14 protein-coding genes and 2 tRNA genes are annotated in these 18,156 nt (G+C 55.0%); 8 read left to right on the top strand and 8 right to left on the bottom strand.

From position 1 onward, the window contains the following. Nucleotides 1-151 precede the first annotated feature (151 nt). From AB5Y84_RS16620 to AB5Y84_RS16610, 3 genes are all read left to right on the top strand, one after another. Nucleotides 152-952 (top strand): putative RNA methyltransferase, encoded by an 801-nt coding sequence (locus AB5Y84_RS16620; RefSeq protein WP_257725823.1) that lies wholly within the window; start codon nt 152-154, stop codon nt 950-952. 347 nt (nt 953-1,299) lie between these two features. After that, a complete protein-coding gene (locus AB5Y84_RS16615) occupies nt 1,300-2,388 on the top strand; it encodes a porin (protein ID WP_159144280.1) in 1,089 nt (362 codons plus the stop codon). Between the two features lie 174 nt (nt 2,389-2,562). Beyond that, nucleotides 2,563-3,198 (top strand): murein L,D-transpeptidase catalytic domain family protein, encoded by a 636-nt coding sequence (locus AB5Y84_RS16610; protein WP_368177409.1) that lies wholly within the window; start codon nt 2,563-2,565, stop codon nt 3,196-3,198. Nucleotides 3,199-3,275: 77 nt separating this feature from the next. Here the strand turns inward: AB5Y84_RS16610 and AB5Y84_RS16605 are convergent, their stop codons facing one another. After that, complete coding sequence (locus tag AB5Y84_RS16605; RefSeq protein ID WP_005335309.1) at nt 3,276-3,707, bottom strand: universal stress protein; 432 nt, start codon at nt 3,705-3,707, stop codon at nt 3,276-3,278. Nucleotides 3,708-3,896: 189 nt separating this feature from the next. Between AB5Y84_RS16605 and AB5Y84_RS16600 the strand changes: the two genes are divergently transcribed. Then, on the top strand, nt 3,897-4,640 hold the full coding sequence (locus tag AB5Y84_RS16600; protein ID WP_257725830.1) for a hypothetical protein: 744 nt from the start codon (nt 3,897-3,899) through the stop codon (nt 4,638-4,640). A gap of 119 nt (nt 4,641-4,759) precedes the next feature. On the opposite strand, the gene AB5Y84_RS16595 is transcribed toward AB5Y84_RS16600, so the two are convergent. Continuing rightward, nucleotides 4,760-5,212 (bottom strand): RNA methyltransferase, encoded by a 453-nt coding sequence (locus tag AB5Y84_RS16595; RefSeq protein WP_005335311.1) that lies wholly within the window; start codon nt 5,210-5,212, stop codon nt 4,760-4,762. A gap of 204 nt (nt 5,213-5,416) precedes the next feature. On the opposite strand from AB5Y84_RS16595, the gene AB5Y84_RS16590 reads away from it, so the two are divergent. After that, nucleotides 5,417-6,508, top strand: a complete 1,092-nt coding sequence (locus AB5Y84_RS16590; RefSeq protein WP_257725821.1) for a PfkB family carbohydrate kinase — start codon at nt 5,417-5,419, stop codon at nt 6,506-6,508. Further along, nucleotides 6,502-7,410, top strand: coding sequence for a pseudouridine-5'-phosphate glycosidase (locus tag AB5Y84_RS16585; RefSeq protein WP_193860111.1), 909 nt, complete (start codon nt 6,502-6,504; stop codon nt 7,408-7,410). Before AB5Y84_RS16590 ends, AB5Y84_RS16585 begins: the two co-directional genes overlap by 7 nt. 87 nt (nt 7,411-7,497) lie before the next feature. Here the strand turns inward: AB5Y84_RS16585 and AB5Y84_RS16580 are convergent, their stop codons facing one another. The 4 genes from AB5Y84_RS16580 to AB5Y84_RS16565 all read right to left on the bottom strand — a co-directional run bounded on the left by AB5Y84_RS16580 (nt 7,498) and on the right by AB5Y84_RS16565 (nt 10,430). Beyond that, the gene (locus AB5Y84_RS16580; protein ID WP_257725820.1) at nt 7,498-8,223 is read right to left on the bottom strand and encodes a carbonic anhydrase; all 726 of its coding nucleotides are present in this window, start codon (nt 8,221-8,223) and stop codon (nt 7,498-7,500) included. Nucleotides 8,224-8,573: 350 nt separating this feature from the next. Continuing rightward, nucleotides 8,574-9,848, bottom strand: a complete 1,275-nt coding sequence (locus AB5Y84_RS16575) for an alpha/beta hydrolase (RefSeq protein ID WP_257725819.1) — start codon at nt 9,846-9,848, stop codon at nt 8,574-8,576. Nucleotides 9,849-10,274: 426 nt separating this feature from the next. Next, nucleotides 10,275-10,350: transfer RNA gene (locus AB5Y84_RS16570), tRNA-Asn, on the bottom strand. 4 nt (nt 10,351-10,354) lie between these two features. Beyond that, nucleotides 10,355-10,430 (bottom strand) — tRNA-Phe (locus AB5Y84_RS16565). Nucleotides 10,431-10,695: 265 nt separating this feature from the next. Here AB5Y84_RS16565 and rraB point away from each other — a divergent pair. After that, nucleotides 10,696-11,031 carry a ribonuclease E inhibitor RraB gene (gene rraB / locus AB5Y84_RS16560; protein WP_026034893.1) on the top strand — a complete coding sequence of 112 codons (336 nt, stop codon included), beginning with the start codon at nt 10,696-10,698 and terminating at the stop codon, nt 11,029-11,031. A gap of 63 nt (nt 11,032-11,094) precedes the next feature. Here rraB and AB5Y84_RS16555 read toward each other — a convergent pair whose 3' ends face one another. Continuing rightward, nucleotides 11,095-13,050 carry an EAL domain-containing protein gene (locus AB5Y84_RS16555; protein WP_164537987.1) on the bottom strand — a complete coding sequence of 652 codons (1,956 nt, stop codon included), beginning with the start codon at nt 13,048-13,050 and terminating at the stop codon, nt 11,095-11,097. A 185-nt stretch (nt 13,051-13,235) separates the two neighbouring features. On the opposite strand from AB5Y84_RS16555, the gene AB5Y84_RS16550 reads away from it, so the two are divergent. Next, entirely contained in the window at nt 13,236-13,730 is a 495-nt protein-coding gene (locus AB5Y84_RS16550; RefSeq protein WP_005335330.1) for a hypothetical protein, read from the top strand. A 73-nt stretch (nt 13,731-13,803) separates the two neighbouring features. Here the strand turns inward: AB5Y84_RS16550 and AB5Y84_RS16545 are convergent, their stop codons facing one another. Further along, a complete protein-coding gene (locus tag AB5Y84_RS16545; protein WP_368177408.1) occupies nt 13,804-18,144 on the bottom strand; it encodes an Ig-like domain-containing protein in 4,341 nt (1,446 codons plus the stop codon). Nucleotides 18,145-18,156: the final 12 nt, after the last annotated feature.

The raw sequence follows: 18,156 nt of genomic DNA, 5'->3' as shown, positions 1-18,156 counted from the left end.
GCGTTGAAATACAGAACCCCCGATGCGGTACATAGGGGGTTCTGAGTAGAGAAATGCTAGTTGAAAATGTGTAAACCTATTTCAGGACTAGACATCTCCCCTATAATCCCGAACGCCCTTCACTGTTCCGGCATTCGCCCAGAGAGTTACTATGCATCTTCAATGTCCCCGCTGCCGCAGTCCGCTCCATCTTCATGAAGCCTCCCAGGGGCGCTATTGCGACAACAAGCATCACTTCGATCCGGCACCGGAAGGTTATCTGGATCTCATCCCCGGCAAGAAAAACCCCAAAGACAGCGACAGCCGCGCCCTGATGCGCGCCAAGCACCATTTCCTGGAGGCCGGCCACCAACTGCCGCTGGTCGAGGCCATGGCCGCCCTGCTCTCTCCCCTTGCCCCGCAAGAGCTGGTTCATCTTGGGTGCGGTGAAGGCTACTACTGCCGCGCGCTGGCAGAGCGGCTGCCCGGCTGGCAGTTTGCTGGGGTTGATATCGCCAAGAACACCATCTTTGCCGCCAAAAAAGCACAGCCGGACGGCCAGTTTGTCATTGCCGATCCCGCCCGAGCACCGCTGCAACCGGGCTCTGCTCAGGTGCTGCTGGTCAACGATCTCAAGGTCAAGACCGAACAGCTGGTCAGCTGGCTGGCCCCCGGTGGCTATCTGCTCTATCTGCAGCCAGGCCCCCGTCATCAGTGGCAACTGCGGGTCAGCCTCAACCCGGTGAGCATGGAACACCCCCTCAGCTGGCCAACCCTCGGCGGTCTCAATCCGATGGCTCAACAGCGCTGCCAGTTCAACCTCACCATGGATCAGGCCATGCGCAGCTTTATTCTGGAGACCAGCCGTCTTGGCTGGCGGGCAACCGGTGAGCAGCGTCACGCTTTCGCTCAACAGGGCCCGAATGAACTGGATCAGGATCTGCTGCTGACCCTGTGGCAAAAGCCCATCTGATCACTGGGGGGGGAGCCTTGCAAGGCTCCCGCCCCNCCCGTTTTTCCCGCCCCGCCCCATTCTCCTCTGCGTGATATAGCTCACAACTTGAGCCATCGACCTTGTTGCTTAGAACAGCCTTGATGTCAAAAAAGTCACTAGAAAATAATTCATTGAATTTCATCTCTTTTTATCTTGTCAAAAACCGTCACATCCAGTCTTGATAACGATCTCGCCACCTCAATTAAACAGCGATGGATTCAGCCCCAGTCAAGGTTGGAGCGCCTACCGTGTGGCTATCGGACCATTTCCGATTTCACAGAACCGACAACAAGTTCGGAAGTGTTTACATCAGAGGAATAACGCATATGAAGAAGTCTGCACTGACTATTGCCATCTCCAGCCTGCTGCTGGCGAGCGGCGCCCATGCTGCTACCGTTTACAACCAGAACGATACCAAGCTGGAGATCGGTGGCCGTGCTCAGGGCATGTACTACGGCACTGACGACAACGGCTCCGAAGGAGACCAGAGCTATTTCCGTGTAAACATGCGCGGTGAAACCAAGATCGCCCCCGAAATGAAGGCGTTCGGCTTTGCCGAGTACAACCTGCCGACTTCCGGTTCTGACAACGACGAGCTGCGTTATGCCTATGCCGGCATCAAGCACGATCGTTTCGGCGCATTCAGCTACGGTCGTCAGGATGGTCTGTTCCGCATCGTGAACGACTACACCGACGTACTGCCCGAGTGGGGCGGTGACGGCCTGGGTAAAGGCACCGAAGTATTCGGTACCGGCCGTACCAACGGTCTGGCCCAGTACCTGTACACCTACAATGGCCTGACCCTGGGTGCCCAGTTCACCGGCAACAATGATCCGCAGAATGCCGATCGCTCCAACTTCAACACCAATGGCACAACTTGGAACAAGAAAGGTTCCAAAGAAGGTTTTGCTGTAGCTGCCTCCTATGACTTCGATATGGGTCTGGGCCTGTCAGCTGCCTACAACCAGGCTGGCAAGACCGATGAACAAGCGCAATTCGCTGCCTTCGGTGGCGACAAGGATGCCAAGCTGATGGGCTTTGGTGCCAAGTACGCTGTAGGTGACCTCTACCTGGCTGCCACCTATGCGCACGGCGAGAACCACCTGTATATCGGGAATGGCTTCAACGGCTACGCCGAGAAGCACGACGGTTACGAAGCTGTAGCCCAGTACACCATCGGCAAGTTCAAGCCTTCTCTGGCCTACCTGCGCACTGACGTGAAAGATACCGCTCACGGTATCGATGACACCTACACCGAGTACGTATCTATCGGTGCCTGGTACAACTTCACCGACAACTTCAACGCCTACGTTGACTACAAGGTCAACCTGCTGGATTCCGTTGCTGACTCTACCAGCAAGCTGGGCCAGAACACTGACGACGTAGTCGGTGTGGCTCTGCAGTACAACTTCTAAGTAATTGGAAGTCAGTTATACCCTGTGATACCAATGTCTACTGTTTGAATTACTTCCGGCCGCTCTGCGGCCGGTTTTTTTATTGCGCCTTTTCAGCACCTTGCATATAACTATCGAGCGGATTGATGGCAATATCCGCGTCGTTGACAGGGAGTGACAAGGAGATATTCACGGATGAGACAAGCGCGCGAGAACATAGACTGGCAACGCGGATGGCTGCTGTTGCCACTGCTGTTGATATCGCTCATCTGGAGCAGTACGGCAGATGCCAGCTGGGATCAGAGCCTCTATCGTCAACTGGGTCTGGCAGGCAAGCTGGATAAACAGACCTTTCGTCAGGCACTCAACAGTTATCAAACTGTGCGCCACAAACGCAAACCCATTCTCACCATCATCGATTACAGCAAGCCATCCACCCAGCGCAGGCTGTTTGTCATCGATATGAAACGCCACAAGCTGCTCTATCACACCTGGGTCAGTCATGGCCGCAACTCAGGTGAACTGGCAGCAAAACACTTTTCCAACCAGCTCAACTCCCGCCAAAGTTCCCTTGGCGTCTATCGCACCGCAGAAACCTATCTGGGCAAGCATGGCTACTCCCTGCGGCTGGACGGACTCAGCCCCGGCAAGAACAGCAATGCCCGCAAGCGGGCCATCGTAGTACATGGCGCCGCCTATGCCAGCCCGCCCCATCTGCGCAAATATGACAAGCTGGGCCGCAGCTGGGGTTGCCCCGCCCTGCCCAAAGAGCAGGCCAGAGCCATCATAGATACCATCAAGGGGGGGAGTGTCATCTACGCTCACGGCTAGCGGGCACAACACCAGAAAACGCAAGGCCAGCAATCGCTGGCCTTGTTTGTTACGCTTTTCACACTAAACGTGGCGCGTTATTGGCGCACCACCAGTACCGGACAGGGTGCATGACGCACCACAGACTCGGCGACACTACCTACCAGCAGATGGCTGATACCGGAGCGACCGTGGCTACCCATCACGATCAGCTCAACCTCATCCTCCTTGGCCTGAATGACAATTTCATCGGCGGCGCGGCCAAAGCGAATATCAAAGGTAGCCGGGATCGGCAGGGTGGCAACCAGCTCTTTGAGCTGGGTTCTGGCCTGACGCTCCATCTCGTGGGTGATCTCGATGGCCGTCATATGCAGGATCTTGTAGCTGTCGAAACCGTGCAGTTGATCAACCACGTGGATCAGCTTGAGCTGGGCCTGATGGCTCTGTGCCATAAAAACGGCATAGTCGAGTACCGCGCGAGACATTTGGGAAAAATCGACTGGACAGAGCAGAGTCTTGATCGATGGCATAATGCAGTCTCCTCTACTGATTGGGGTGCTATTGAATCTTTACTCGATCATAACGATCCGACCGTAAATAACCCTCGACCCTGTCGCAAAATGGAGATGCGGGATGTTTTCTCCGCCCGCCGCGATCAATGCATGGTATAAATCAGGTGATAAATGCTCTCCTCACCCCCTGCGAGGATAATGCTGACCATGCTGCGCATCGGTTGTTTGCTGCTTTGCTCTCTGTGTGCGATCGCCAACGCTCGCACAGCCGATATTCACGTCTATTGCGATGGCTGGCCCGGTTTCTGCCAACCGGATGGCCGCGGTATCTATCTCGATCTGGTGCGAAGCATCTACCAACCCCACGGCTATCAGATCGTGCCCCATATCGTGCCTTACAAACGCGCCGTCGCCATGGTCGCCAAGCAAGAGGGGGATATGGCGATGAGTGTCTATCTGGACGATATCAAGGGGGTCAAACAGCCCCGTCAGCCAGCCTCCGCCGATGATGTGACCGTCTTCATGCTCAAGCAGTGGCAGCCACAATGGCGGGGAGAGCGCAGCCTGGAGGGAGAGACCGTACTCTGGCGGCGAGGATGGGTGCTGGATAAATATCTTCCGGTCACCATGCGATGGCATGAGATCGACAACCATGAGATGGCCCTGCAGCTGATTGGCAAGGGGCGCTATCGCTATTACCTGACCGCTGGCGTGCTCCATTCTACCGATGAGACCCCGGCCAATATGTACCGCACCATTTTTCGCTGGATCCCGACTTACCCCATTTTTGCCGATACCGAGCAGGGCGACCGGCTACTGCAGCTGTGGGATCTGGAGATGGTGAATCTGATCCGTCGCGGCACGCTGGCCGAGATATATCGCCATTATCACCTCTATGACTACTACCGCGACTTTCTCGAGGAGCAGGCGGTCAAGGCCGGCGAAAACTGATCCCACCATAGGGGAAAGAGAAGGATGCTGCAGCCCCGTCAACAGCGGCCACCGCCAGCAACCTGCCCATGAGCAACACCTTTCCATTGTGGTTTGAGTCACCGTAGCCACGCCACAACTCAGGGTTGCCGGAACCCCTTCGCCAAGCGGTCATAGAGGATCACATTGACCGAGGCGGCCAGATTCATGCAGCCCTGAGTCGGCACATAGACCACATCTTTCACCGCGCCATAGAGGGCGGGATCGAGCGTGCCATCCTCCGGCCCGAAGATATAAAAAGCGCGTTCCGGATGGACATAGTCGGGGAGCGGTGTAGCGCCGTCGATCAGATCAACCACCACGGGCACGCATCCCTGCGGGATAAACGCCATCAGGTCATCCACCCCGAGCAGCGGGATCTTCTCCACCATCTGCTTGGTATCGGTGGCAAAGCGGCGCGCCAACTCGAAGCGGTTGCCGGTGTAGTAGACCTCGTCCACCCCGTAACAACCCGCAGCCCGCATCACGGAGCCGACATTTTCCGGAGACTTGGGATTGACCAGCCCCACACAGCAGAATGCACTCTTTTCCATCATCTCTCCTCATCTTGCAGCGGCCATTATAAGCCGTTGCAGGGCCACCGACCCGTTTAAAGTCCCCTCCCCGGCTAAACCGCTTGCCAACCCAGCTTTGAATGTCGATTTTTTGTGCGCAACCCGACAGATTTTGTACAAGCCGATAGCCAGCAAACGTTTCCCAGCAATAATGGACAAACGTTTGTAAATGGATATTTGTCTATGACTGAGCGTGAACAAGAGATCCTCGCCCTGCTGCGTCAGGATCCCATGATTGCCCAGCAGGAGCTGGCCGATCGCCTTGGCATCAGCCGCTCCGCGCTGGCCAGCCACATCTCCAGCCTGATCCGGCAGGGATATGTGCAAGGCAGAGGTTATGTACTGCGAGAGGGCCACTACGTAGTGGTGATCGGCGGTGCCAATATGGATATTTGCGGCACCAGCCATGACAACCTGCTGCTCGGCGACTCCAACCCGGGCAAGGTACGCACCTCGGCGGGCGGCGTTGGCCGCAATATCGCCGAGAATCTGGCGCGGCTCGGCAGCGACACCCGGCTGCTGACAGCGGTCGGCAACGACCAGTATGGCCACCATCTATTGGAAGTGAGCCAGCGGGCCGGCGTCGATGTGCGCCAGACTCTGGTGCTCGATGGTCACGCCACCTCCTGTTATCTCAGCCTGCATGATGGTAGCGGCGAAATGAGCTGCGCCATCAACGACATGGCCATCATAGAGCAGCTCACCCCTGCCCGCCTGACCCCCCTCGCAGGCTTTCTCGGCGGTGCCCGGCTTTGGGTACTCGACACCAATCTGGCCATCCACACCCTCGACTGGCTGTTCGAACGGCAGGGGGATCACGCCATCTTTGTCGATACCGTTTCGGTGGCCAAGGTGGAGAAGATCCGCCCCTGGCTCGGCAAGATCCACACCCTCAAACCCAACCGAAGCGAAGCCGAGCAGCTGTGCGGCATGACCATCGCCGGGCCCGAAACCTGGCCAATGGTAGCCGCTTGGTTCCACCGCACGGGGATCAAGCGACTGTTCCTCAGTCTGGGTGAACAGGGGATCTTCTACAGCGATGGCGAGCAGCAGGGTCACCTGCCGGTGCTGGGCAGTCCGGTGCTCAACGTCACCGGCGGCGGGGATGCCTTTATGGCTGGCCTCGCCCACGCTTGGCTGCAAGAGCTCGACATTGCCCAAACCACCCGCTTTGCCCTGGGCTGCGCCGCCCTCACCGTCAATTGTTCCGATACCGTTTTTTCCGGTCTGAGCAAGACCGCCGTTGACCGCATACTGGAGGAGTACTCATGCTGAACGCTTACCTCGATATCCAACCGGAAGTGGCTGCCGCGCTGGCCGCCGGCAAACCGGTCGTCGCCCTCGAATCCACCATCATCTCCCACGGCATGCCCTATCCGCAGAACGTGGAGACGGCCCGTCAGGTGGAGCAGGTGGTGCGCGATAACGGCGCCATTCCGGCCACCATCGCCATCCTCGACGGCCGCCTCAAGGTGGGTCTCGATGCGGGTGCGCTGGAAGCGCTGGGCCGGGCTGGCCACAGCGTGACCAAGTGCAGCCGCCGCGACATTCCGTTCGTACTGGCGCGCAAGGGGATGGGGGCCACCACGGTCGCCTCGACCATGATCATCGCTGCTATGGCGGGGATCCGGGTCTTTGCCACCGGTGGCATTGGCGGGGTACATCGCGGCGCGCAGGAGACCTTCGATATCTCCGCCGACCTGCAGGAGCTGGCCCAGACGCCGGTGGCCGTAGTCTGCGCCGGTGCCAAGTCGATCCTCGATATCGGGCTGACCCTGGAGTATCTGGAGACCCAGGGCGTGCCGGTGATCGGCTATCAAACCGAGGAGCTGCCCGCCTTCTACACCCGCGAGAGCGGCTTCAAGGTCGATTATCGCCTCGATACCCCGGCAGCCATCGCCGAGGCGCTGCGCCTCAAGTGGGAGCTGGGACTGGCGGGCGGCGCCGTGGTGGCCAACCCCATCCCGACCGCACACGCCATGCCGAAAGCCGATATCGACGCAGCCATTGCCCGGGCGCTCCATGAAGCGGACGAGCAGGGGATCAAGGGCAAGGCGTCTACCCCCTTCCTGCTGGCACGCGTCTGCGAGCTGACTGGCGGCAACTCGCTGGCGGCCAACATCCAGCTGGTACTGAACAACGCGGCACTTGGCGCCCGGATCGCCGCCAGCCTCTGAGCGCACACCGATACCTCGCCATGTAAAAGAGGGCCTCGCGGCCCTCTTTGTTGTTTTTGCTATCTACTGCGCTATTGCAACGCTGTGTTATTGCAGCACCACGCGCCCATTGAGGGGCTGCACCGGCCGGTTGTTGGGGTGGTGCATCACCGCCTTGAAGGCGTCGATCTGGGCCTGACTGACCTCGACCGGCTGCTTCATCACCAGCCAGCGCACTCCTTCCGAGCAGGGAGGCGTAGTAAGGGAACCGCTGAAGCGATAGTAGTCACGACTCTCGGGCAGCAGTTGCTCCGCAGCGAGCGGCGCCTTGAGGGCCTGGGTCTCCCCCACCTTGGCCGGTAATGCACTCCAGGCAGCCGCCAGCACCGGATTGGCCTTGCCAGCCTCGAACATCACCGCCACCACGGCGATCTCTCCCTTGTCACTGACGTGTACCAGATGCCCTTCCAGCGGATAGGATTTGCCCTCGATGAGGTTCTCACTCGGGGCGTGGAAGTGGAACTGCTTGAGTTCAAACGTGGTGCCATCGAGTTGCAAGGTGCTACCCGGGGCATAACCGACCTGCACGGTATGACCGTTGTTGACCACTGTATTGCCACCCGCCTGATAGTGGAGTACCAGCGGGGCCAGTTTGGCCTCGACCAATCCGCTCAGGTCAACCGGCGACTGATTGCTGCCCGCACACTGACCAAACTCCGGGGTCAGCTTGGCCCAGTGGGCAGGTCCCGCCTCACCGCTATATTCCCAATGGGAGGTCGCAGCAAACACGACAGGGCACAGCAACAGGGAGCAGACCAACAGAAACTTTCTCATCATACATCCTTATCTTGATTGAAAAGCACGACCATCGCCTCCCCCGGATTGCGGGGCATGCAGAGATGGCATATCTGATACGCGGGATACAGAACATCAGAGCGACTTTCTAATGGTAACGAGCACGGGTTGGTCAATCGGTTTGACCGCGGCTCAATACAGAGTCGTTTGGCAAGTATATGGTGAGGGATCGACAGAGACAGTGAAAGAGGGGGAAATTAATCAGCCTGCTATCCACTCATCGTCTGGCGGATACGGGTCAAGGTTCAGGGTGTCACGCTTTCATAACAACCATCCATCACAACCATCGCGGGAGTCCGGGCCCCCGCGATGGTTGCCGATAACGGCAATTAACGGTCGCGATTCAACGCGATCAGACGATCAAGAATCGCCTCACCATCGGCACGCAAACCGTTGTGTTCATACTCATTGGTGATCCAGGCGCGACTGTTGCCAAGACCACGCAGAGTTTCGCGACTGTAGTCAAACTCCACATACATATCCTCGGCATAAACGGCGCATGCTACCGGCACCTTGTTGCGGGCCAGCTGGGCCGGGTCATAGAGCGCCCCCCAGTCCGCCTTGTTGGCCAGCAGATGGGCCGCCTCTTTCAGGGGCAGCAACTCGCGGAACTGCTCGAACATCCAGGGGTAAACCATCTCGCCGGTGAAGGCGAAATCCTTGCCGGGCGCCCAGTTCACCGCAGGAAACTCCCCTCTGACCCGATCTGCCGCCCAGCGAGTCGCCTCCCCTTCGGCGTAGATAGCCTCGTGCAGAATGGCAAACAGCGGGTTGGTATTGAATGGCTGCATGCTCTGCACCTGATAGAGAAAGGCCGGGCTCAGCTTGTCACCGATAAAGGCCTCTTCCAGCAGGTAATAAAGCTCCTCGAAAGCACCCGTAGCACCGAGATCCAGCCCCTGCTGCTGGAACTGCTCCACCGTCAGGCGCTGACCGTTGGGCAGCCGCACATCGTGCTGGTGCAGATGGTTGGCCAACCGGTTGGCAATCCCCTGAGCGTGGGGGAAACGGGTGAAGAAGGCTCGGTTCTTGTCAGCCACCCGCTGATAGGTGGCGCGGTAAACCTCCTCGGCGCTGCGGCCAATCGGCGCGATGCCGCCGGTGATATAGACCTCCCGCAGGCTATCGGGGAAGAGCGAGAGATAGGTCAGGCAGCAAAAGCCGCCAAAGCTCTGACCCAGCAGGCTCCAGCGATGCTTGGGGCTGAGCTCCTGCCGGATGAACTCGGCATCTTGCACTATGCTGTCGGCGCGAAAATGGCTGAGATACTCCGCCTGCTCGGCCGGGGTCATTTTGGCCAGAATCTGCCCGTGAATTGAGCTCGACATCCCGGTGCCACGCTGATCCAGCAGCAGCACTCGGAACTCCTGCAACGCCCGCTTGAGCCAACCACTGTTGGCCGTCGGGCGCGGTGCCCCGAATCCCGGCCCACCTTGCAGAAACAGCAGCCAGGGCAACTTCTCATCGAGCTTGTCTTTACGGCAGAGGGTACGGGCAAACAGGGTAATGCTGTCACCATCCGGCTCATCATGATCGAGGGGAACAGTAAAAAAGTGCGGCTCGCAATGAATGCCGTCCAGTACATAGCTCAAGGGGCTGTTCATCTGGGGTCTCTCCGTCAGGATGGGAACATCATTGACCCCATCATAGCCCCGCCCAGCCACAGGGTCACTCCGGTTTTTCAAAATGTTAACAATGGCTTAAAGGTCGAAACATCACCCGACAAGCCGCTCTTCAACGGTGCTGAATTAATTGTTTTGCGGGGGAGATTGACGCCATGGCGCCATTCAACAAAGATGGCTCGCCTGCACAGGAGTGCAGCCATTCAGGCCGACAAAATGGATAAGGGAATGTGATGAAACCGAAGTGGATCAGGGCCAGAAAAAGAGAGAAGAAGCCATGCCCTGGCAGCATGCTACAGACCGGAATGCTGCTGTTCAGTGCCACCTGTGGCGCGACGCTCTTTTTGGCAGCATGCAACAGCAACTAGAAATGAAAAAGCCCGCTCGATTGAGCGGGCTTTTCGAATTTGGCTCCTCCTACTGGACTTGAACCAGTGACATACGGATTAACAGTCCGCCGTTCTACCGACTGAACTAAGGAGGAATTGTGGTGCCCAGAGACGGAATCGAACCGCCGACACGGGGATTTTCAATCCCCTGCTCTACCGACTGAGCTATCTGGGCAACGGCGCGCATTAAACCCTTTCCAGCGCAGAGTGTCAACCATGATGGCACGATAAAAAGCGCGTTCGCTCAACAACCGAACGAAGCGGCCATTTATTATCCATTTCAGTCCTGTTTGCCGTACTTGCTGGCCTCTGAACACCCTGCAGGCTGCGCCAATATGATGGAAATTCGAGGTTCAGTGGGTCCGCCGCATTGAGCCGAATCCACTCTGCGAGTATGCTTTGCCGCAATGATACCGCCTGGAGGCAACATGAGTCTGAATATGCAAGAGTGGCGTGATGAGACCACCGAGATCGTCAACGAACTGCTGGCCGATGGCAGCAATCCCGATGCGGATTACGACATCGAGCACCACTTCGCCTGCCAGGATTTCGACCGTCTGGAAAAAGCAGCGGTTGACCTGTTCAAGGCCGGTTTTGAAGTGACCGATGCCGAAGAGATGGAACTGGATGACGGCGCCACCATCTTCTGCTTCGATGCCACCATCGAGTGCAAACTGAATGTCGAAGCGATCGTCGCCGATATCGCCAAGATGCTGCCCATCCTGGAAAAATATGGGGTGGATTACGATGGTTGGGGCACCTACTTCCAGGATTGATCCTGCCTCCATCGTAAAACAACAAGGCCACCTTGCGGTGGCCTTGTTGTTTCTGACGATCTCTCACGCCAGATAGCTGGCAGCAAACTCCGCCGGCGGCAGTGGGCGACTGAACAGATAGCCCTGGAGCCGATCACACCCCGCCTCGGTCAGCCACAGCTGCTGCTCGGGTGTCTCTACCCCTTCGGCCGTAATCCGGATCCCAAGCTCATGGCCCAACCCGATGACCGAACGCACGATAGCGGTAGTCGCGCTATTGCTGGCGAGCCCCTGAGTGAAGCTGCGATCCAGCTTGAGGGTCGCCACCTGCAAACGCGGCAGATAGGCCAGCGAACAGTAACCGGTACCAAAGTCGTCGATGGCCAGCTGAAAACCGGCGGCAATCAGGTTGTCGAGGTTGGTCTCAATCTCGTCGGCGTTCTCCATCAACACCCCTTCGGTGATCTCCAGCTCCAGTTGACTGGCCTTGAGACCATGGCGAGCGATGCAGGCAGAGACCCGCTCACAGAGCGCCGGATCACGGAACTGCAGCGGCGAAAGGTTGATGGAGAGCACCATATCCGGCTGCGCAGTTTGCCACTGCGCCAACTGGGCACAGCCCTGCTCCAACATTAACTGGCCAAGCTGACCGATGATCCCCATCTCTTCCGCCAACGGAATGAATTCGTCGGGGGAGATCATCCCAAGCTCGGGATGGGGCCAGCGACAGAGCAGCTCAGCGCCATGCAGCCGGTGGGTGCGGGTACAGATGATGGGCTGATAGACGGCAACCAGCTGGGCGGACTTGATGGCGAGCGGCAACTGGGCGGCGATCAACTGACGCCGCTTGAGCCGGGCATGCAGCTCGGGATCAAACAGGGTGCAGTACTGCTGCTGCCGTTTGCCCTGCGCCAGCGCAGCCTCGGCATGGCTGAGCAACCGCTCGGCATCGCTTGCCCGCCCCTGGGCCAGCCCCAGAAACACCGGGATCTGGATGCGATGATCTTCCACCTGATAGTGCTCCATCAACTGCTGCTGCAGATGCTGGCTCCACCCCTGCAATGGCTCGTTGAAGTCGGGCAACAACAGGCTGAAGTCATCGGCAGCGACCCGACAGAGCAGGGAACGCGGCGGTACCAGCTGCTGCAACCGCTTGGCCACTTGGCTCAGCAGGCGATCGGCAATCCGGATCCCGAAGCGATCGTTGATTTCACGAAAATGGTGCAGATCGACCAGCACCAATGTGGCACTGCGTCCCCCAAGATGGCGGCTGGTCTGCAAGAACCGGGAGAGTTTGAGCAGTCCGGTCAGACTGTCGTAGTGCTGCTCCTGCTGCAACTGCGCCTGAGTGGTGCGCAGACCGGTGATGTCACGCCCCAGCGTCAGGATCCCGAGGGAGTGACCATCACCATCGGGGACATCGACCCGAGTGATCTCCATGTGTCGCCCCTGCCCGCTGGCATCCAGCAGACAGCACTCGCCATGACCCATCCCCTGCGGGGCAGCCAACCGGAACGGTAGCTGCTGACCCAGCACCTCATCGGCCCCCTGGCCGATAAAGTCGAGAAACGCCTGATTGCACTCCAGCAACACCCCGTTGTGATCATCGAAACGGATCAGATCAGGAATGGCATCGAGCAGAAAACGCTGCAACAACTGCTGCTTTTTGACCGTTTGTTCCAGGCTCTTGCGCTGGGCAATCTCATTAACTACCCCGAATACTGCGCACGCTTCCCCCTGCGGGGTGTAAAGAGGCACCTTGTGCACCTCCATCCAGCAGGTATCACCACCCCGGTTGCAATGGAGCTGCTGATACAACATCGGCACGCCTCCGGCAAGCAGCTGCTCATCCTCACTGCGAAAGAGATCGCCCCAGGGCATCTCTGCATCTGTCTTGCCGACAACCTCGGCAGGCGACTCCAGCTTTGCTTCACGGGCGAACTCACGATTGGCGAACAGGTAACGCCCATGACTATCTCGACAGAAGATACTCATTGGCAATTGGTCGATGATCTGCTGCAGCAGATCCGGGGTGAGCATGTTGGTCACAGAGGCGCTTATGGAGGAATTTCGAGCAAATCTATGATAGCAAACCAATTTTGTAAAGCACCCCGATCACCTCCCCATAACACCGAACGCAGGATGGTTGCTGACAGAGATTGTCGCTCCGGCGATAATAGGCGCCGGTTGGCCAATGGCCTGGTGATATGGACGAGAGAAACAAAATGAAAAAGATTATGGGGAGCGCATTGGCGCTGCTGCTGGTTGGTTGTGCTGGTGACAATAACGGCGGTGAGGAGTATCGCTACAACCCGCCAATTGCCAAGGCAACCAACAACACTCAGGAAATGGCGATCCCGGTGGATCTGGTGTGGGCTCGCGCCGAGAAGTGGTTCACCGATCACGGCCTCACCATCGAAAACAGCCAACGTGGCTCCGGCCTGATGACCGCCAACGTCAACCAGTCAGCCGACGGGCTGGAGTGGCTGGACTGCGGTACCATGGGTTCCAAAGTTGCACTGGGCAACCCGAACCTGCAGATCAACCTGATCATCACCCAGAGCGGCAACAGCAGCGTGGCCACCGTCAATGTCAAGGGCAACACAGAGCTGTTCTTCGTTGAATCCTCAGGCGAGCGCGTACCGGCCCCGTCAATCAAGCCGGTCTGTGTCTCCCGCGGTACCCTGGAGCAGAGCCTGTTCGCCACCCTCGGCAACTGATTTCTCTTACCTGCAAAGATAAAAAAAGCGGCAGATTGCTCTGCCGCTTTTGTTTTTCTACTGTCTTTTCGTGCTAGCCATGAGGTTTGTCGATCAGCAGTATGTTGTTCAACATGTACTCGAGAACCTGAGTGGTCGTAGTATCAGAACCCCCAGTCAAGCTATCGAAAGTATGATTCATCAACACAATCTCTTGAGTTGGTGAGGTAGAACTACTGTCTTCTCTGATAAATAGATGCACCCCATCGTCGCCCTGAATAACAGAGAGTAGAGAAGTCAGATCATTCTGATTGGGGGAATCAAGCAAATCACTCAAGTCCAGCTTGTCACCTTCCGAAAGGTTGTTGGCGCCTGACCCCTTGTTGAAGTCCATGATGTAATCCGTGGTCTGATAGCCGGATACCGTATCCCCTTTGTTCCAGACAAAGATATCTGCACCTTTATCGCCACGCAGGACATCATTGACAAGACCACCAATCAGAATGTCGTCACCCAAACCACCACGTAAACCATCAATACCTTCACCACCAATCAGTTGGTCATTGCCACTGCCGCCATGAACGACCTGGCCACCTTCACCACCGTTGACTATGTCATCGCCAGACCCCACATTGACAGTGTCTGTTTTGGGTTGCAGTGGCTGCCGCGCATCTTCCTTAAGAGTACCTACGGTGTTGGTAATAACATCCTGAGTCATAAATTGGCTGCTAAGTAACTCATCCTGAGTAACCACAGGGTTATTAACATTAGGCAACGAACTACCAGTGTTAACGATATTATTAGCAGTTGAAACACCAAGGTCGATGTAATCATTACTATCGCCTGCATTAATTAGTAGCTCGGTGTCTTTAGCAATATATTGAGTCTTGGATGATGAAGCGACACTGCCGTATCCTCCTAAATTAACGGCAAACAAGGCTGTATCATCACTCCAATCGGTCATCATGAATGAATCTACACTCTGACCACCGACAACATTATTCTTATGCAGAACGGTAACTTGGAAATCAGTAGTACTTTGCGCTGTATCTTGATTACTGGCTTCTGTCGCCGTAGCCACAACTGTGATGGTAAAGTTGCCATGGTTGGCGACTTTAATCTGTAAGTTATTAAGATTCCAACCCGTAATGTCTACTTCGCCATTAGCATCAACTGTTACTTGATGATTATTTCCATCTTTTAAAATCGCGTCTTCTGGCAAGCCTTGCAACTTAATGCTCAACGATTCAGAGTTATCGTCATCAACTAACTGAGCATTTATATTGCCAAGCTTGATGAAGTTTCCGATATAACCAAGGTTATCTACAGCGCTAAAAGAGAGATTATCCAAAATAGCACCAACAGAATCCGCATCTGAGTCCGCCTCAAATAACAGGCGGTAATTACCAGAGGCATTTACGGGTAAAGATACTTTTTGGTCGCGTAGCCAATTAGAATCGTTTTTGTTAAAGTCATAGAGAGTGATGGCCTGTGACATTATTGGCTGACCGATATTATCTAATGGAATCAGTTTGATCGTAAGCTTCGAGCTAGATTCGTGGCCTAAGCGTGCTGCAATATCGAAACCTAGCTCATAGAAGCGCCCAGCATACAACTCCATATCCGTGTACAGAGTATCGTCACCATTATTAAACTCAATTTCCATGACCTTGTTGGTGGAACCTCCACCCTGATAAGTTTTTTCGAAACCAACTTCAATCCTGCCACCTGAGTTGCTGGTATACCATTTACCAAGGGTGTTAAGGCCGTCAATCTGATTCGCAATTACGCCCCCCCAGCCGTTATTCACATTGAACTTTGCATCTTCAAAGTTGATAGATGCGACATTTGTGTAATTGCCAACAGTGAGCGTCGGGGCATTAGCCACCGCTTCAACAGTTATATTCAAGGTACTTGTAACACCCGTATTAGTGGTGTATGTAATTACAGGTAATGAACCGCTCCAGTACTCTTTTGGCACAAAGCTGTATTCACCATTTGTATTTAATTGCAACTCACCTTCCGGCAATTGATACCAAGTACTACCAGCGGTATAGGTCTCGTTATTCACTTGGAAGCTGGTCACGGATAATGTGTTATCCGCATCCGTATCATTTTCCAGTACGTTACCTTTCGCTTGAGCATCCTCGGCAACGGTGTTGCTATCTGATTCAGTCACCGTTGGATCATCAACAGGCGTTACCACTATGGTTAGTGTGCTTGTTGCCCCAGTATTCGTGGTGTAGGTGACGACTGGAACCTGGCCATTCCAATCATCTGCGGGCTTAAAGGTGTAGCTACCATCAGCATTGAGGGTTAGTTCACCCTCTGTCAATATAATTTTACTGCCTGCAGTATACTGATTGGTATCGTTAGCCACAGTGAAATGGGTGACTGATGTATTTTTATTGCCATCATTTTCCAGCACATTACCGATTACAGCAGTATCTTCAGGACCACTTTTTTGATCTTGAACTGCTTTAAGCGCATTCACATTAACGGTATTTACATTAATGGTGAGTAATGCGCTGGATTGATCACCATCAGCATCCTGCATGGTGTAGGTAAAGGTTTCTGTTGCGCCGGCCGGAATCGCTGAGGCGTTGGCTGTTACTTTGTAAGTGTAACTACCATTGGCGTCTATGATTAACGTACCATATATGCCGTTAATAATGACTCCAACGCTGCCAGTGGTGCCTGAACCTGTTTGGTCGCCCGTTGCAGCACCTACTACCGTGAGATCGCTATCAGCACCGATGACATCATTGGTTAACACATTCCCCTCGGTAGAGGGCAATTCATAGCCATTACCAGCGACTATACGTACAACCAGTTCATAACTGCTTGCCGCATTTTCAGCCGTTCTAATTTCAGTAACAACTTGGTTAGTACCAGGAACTCTAAAGCCTATTACTTGCAGCGTATAAACTTGCCCCTGATGTTCAAAGGTTACATTGGTATTGCCGACTTTAATGATATCTTTTGATGCTTCAGGATCGTTGTTGTCGTTCGGTGTTTCATTATGGTCAAAGTTGACGTTGAGAGTTACTGGTGTAACTACCCCATAGGCATCAATCACCGAGAAAGTAACATCCATAGTTGCTTTAGTGATAGCGCCACCAGAAGATATTGGGAAGTTATAGTGGGTAAACGTGCCCAAAATAATCTCTTGGTTTAAGGCAAACTGACCATTTAATGCACTGTCGTTATCGATGAAACCATAACCAGATTTATAGGTATTCGTTGGATTACCCCATCTAATCTGATCTAAACCATCATCATTGTCAGTACCACCACCATTAGGATTACTGTTACCATCGAACGTGGTCACGCTTGTGCCATTTGTCCATGATGTCCAATTTGCCTCCACACCAGATACTATAAAACTATCTACTATCACATCGACACTGCCAGTGTCGTTGTTGGCATTGGGGACATCATCAATAATTTCAACGCTAACATTTCCGGTTACTAAACTTCCGTTAGCCGTGGTTCCTTCAATAACAATACCATTGATCAGAGCACTTAAGTTTTCACCACCTAAGCCATTATTTTGCAATAGATTATCTAGCAACTCCACATTAACAGTAACATTGCCAGATGTTCCTGGAGAGATCGTTGAAATGTCGCTTAAGGTTAATATGATAGCTTGTTGCCCATTGATAGAACCAATCAACGCACCATTAGTTGCAATCGCCCAAGTTATGTTGTGCCCAGCAAGGTTTGTTGCGGCATTTATCGATGAGGAATTGAAGTTAAATGCTGTGAGCGCTTGCGTTCCTGCTGTAAAATTAATCTTCTCACTTGCAACATTTGACCCACCGTCACGTAAAGTACTTTCATTCACAACAATATTGCAGTTCCCAGGGGTATAAAGTTTTGCGGTATCAGAGCCTGGGCCTGACGTGCTGTTTGCTGCATCAGTCTGGGTCGCGGTGACCGTGATGCTCTGACCTTCACCTGGGGCGGTTTCGGTCCAGCTGATGGTGCCGTTGCTGTAGGTAAAGCCGATCGCAGGAGTGCCGTTGGCAAACTGCAGCTCGTCATTCACCAGCTTCAGTTCCACATTGCTGGTCGCGGTGCCATTGACGATAGTCAGGTTCACGTGACCGCCAGCATTGAAGTCCTCGGCATCGATGCTCACGGTCAACTGTACACCTGCACCATTTCCGTCGATTTCGCCTTGCGTCAGCAAGCCATCGCCAGGGGTACCGTCATCCACGATCAACACGGTCGGTGCATTCGGGGCCGCCGTGTCAACGAGAGCCGTATCAGTACCTTCGGCAGAGGTGTTACCCGCCTTGTCGGTCTGGGTCGCGGTGACAGTGATGCCTTGCCCGTTAGCCGGGGCCGTTTCGGTCCAGCTGATGGTGCCGTTGCTGTAGGTAAAGCCGATCGCAGGAGTGCCGTTGGCAAACTGCAGCTCGTCATTCACCAGCTTCAGTTC

The sequence above is a fragment of the Aeromonas sp. s11 genome (genome assembly GCF_040907945.1).
Lineage (GTDB): Bacteria > Pseudomonadota > Gammaproteobacteria > Enterobacterales > Aeromonadaceae > Aeromonas > Aeromonas veronii.
Note: the sequence above shows the minus strand (reverse complement) of the source record. Positions and strands in the feature narration are given on the sequence as shown.

Coding starts and splice junctions, on each gene's coding strand:
- AB5Y84_RS16620 (WP_257725823.1), top strand. CDS start 152: ATGCATCTTCAATGTCCCCGCTGCCGCAGTCCGCTCCATCTTCATGAA.
- AB5Y84_RS16615 (WP_159144280.1), top strand. CDS start 1,300: ATGAAGAAGTCTGCACTGACTATTGCCATCTCCAGCCTGCTGCTGGCG.
- AB5Y84_RS16610 (WP_368177409.1), top strand. CDS start 2,563: ATGAGACAAGCGCGCGAGAACATAGACTGGCAACGCGGATGGCTGCTG.
- AB5Y84_RS16605 (WP_005335309.1), bottom strand. CDS start 3,707: ATGCCATCGATCAAGACTCTGCTCTGTCCAGTCGATTTTTCCCAAATG.
- AB5Y84_RS16600 (WP_257725830.1), top strand. CDS start 3,897: ATGCTGCGCATCGGTTGTTTGCTGCTTTGCTCTCTGTGTGCGATCGCC.
- AB5Y84_RS16595 (WP_005335311.1), bottom strand. CDS start 5,212: ATGGAAAAGAGTGCATTCTGCTGTGTGGGGCTGGTCAATCCCAAGTCT.
- AB5Y84_RS16590 (WP_257725821.1), top strand. CDS start 5,417: ATGACTGAGCGTGAACAAGAGATCCTCGCCCTGCTGCGTCAGGATCCC.
- AB5Y84_RS16585 (WP_193860111.1), top strand. CDS start 6,502: ATGCTGAACGCTTACCTCGATATCCAACCGGAAGTGGCTGCCGCGCTG.
- AB5Y84_RS16580 (WP_257725820.1), bottom strand. CDS start 8,223: ATGAGAAAGTTTCTGTTGGTCTGCTCCCTGTTGCTGTGCCCTGTCGTG.
- AB5Y84_RS16575 (WP_257725819.1), bottom strand. CDS start 9,848: ATGAACAGCCCCTTGAGCTATGTACTGGACGGCATTCATTGCGAGCCG.
- rraB (WP_026034893.1), top strand. CDS start 10,696: ATGCAAGAGTGGCGTGATGAGACCACCGAGATCGTCAACGAACTGCTG.
- AB5Y84_RS16555 (WP_164537987.1), bottom strand. CDS start 13,050: ATGCTCACCCCGGATCTGCTGCAGCAGATCATCGACCAATTGCCAATG.
- AB5Y84_RS16550 (WP_005335330.1), top strand. CDS start 13,236: ATGAAAAAGATTATGGGGAGCGCATTGGCGCTGCTGCTGGTTGGTTGT.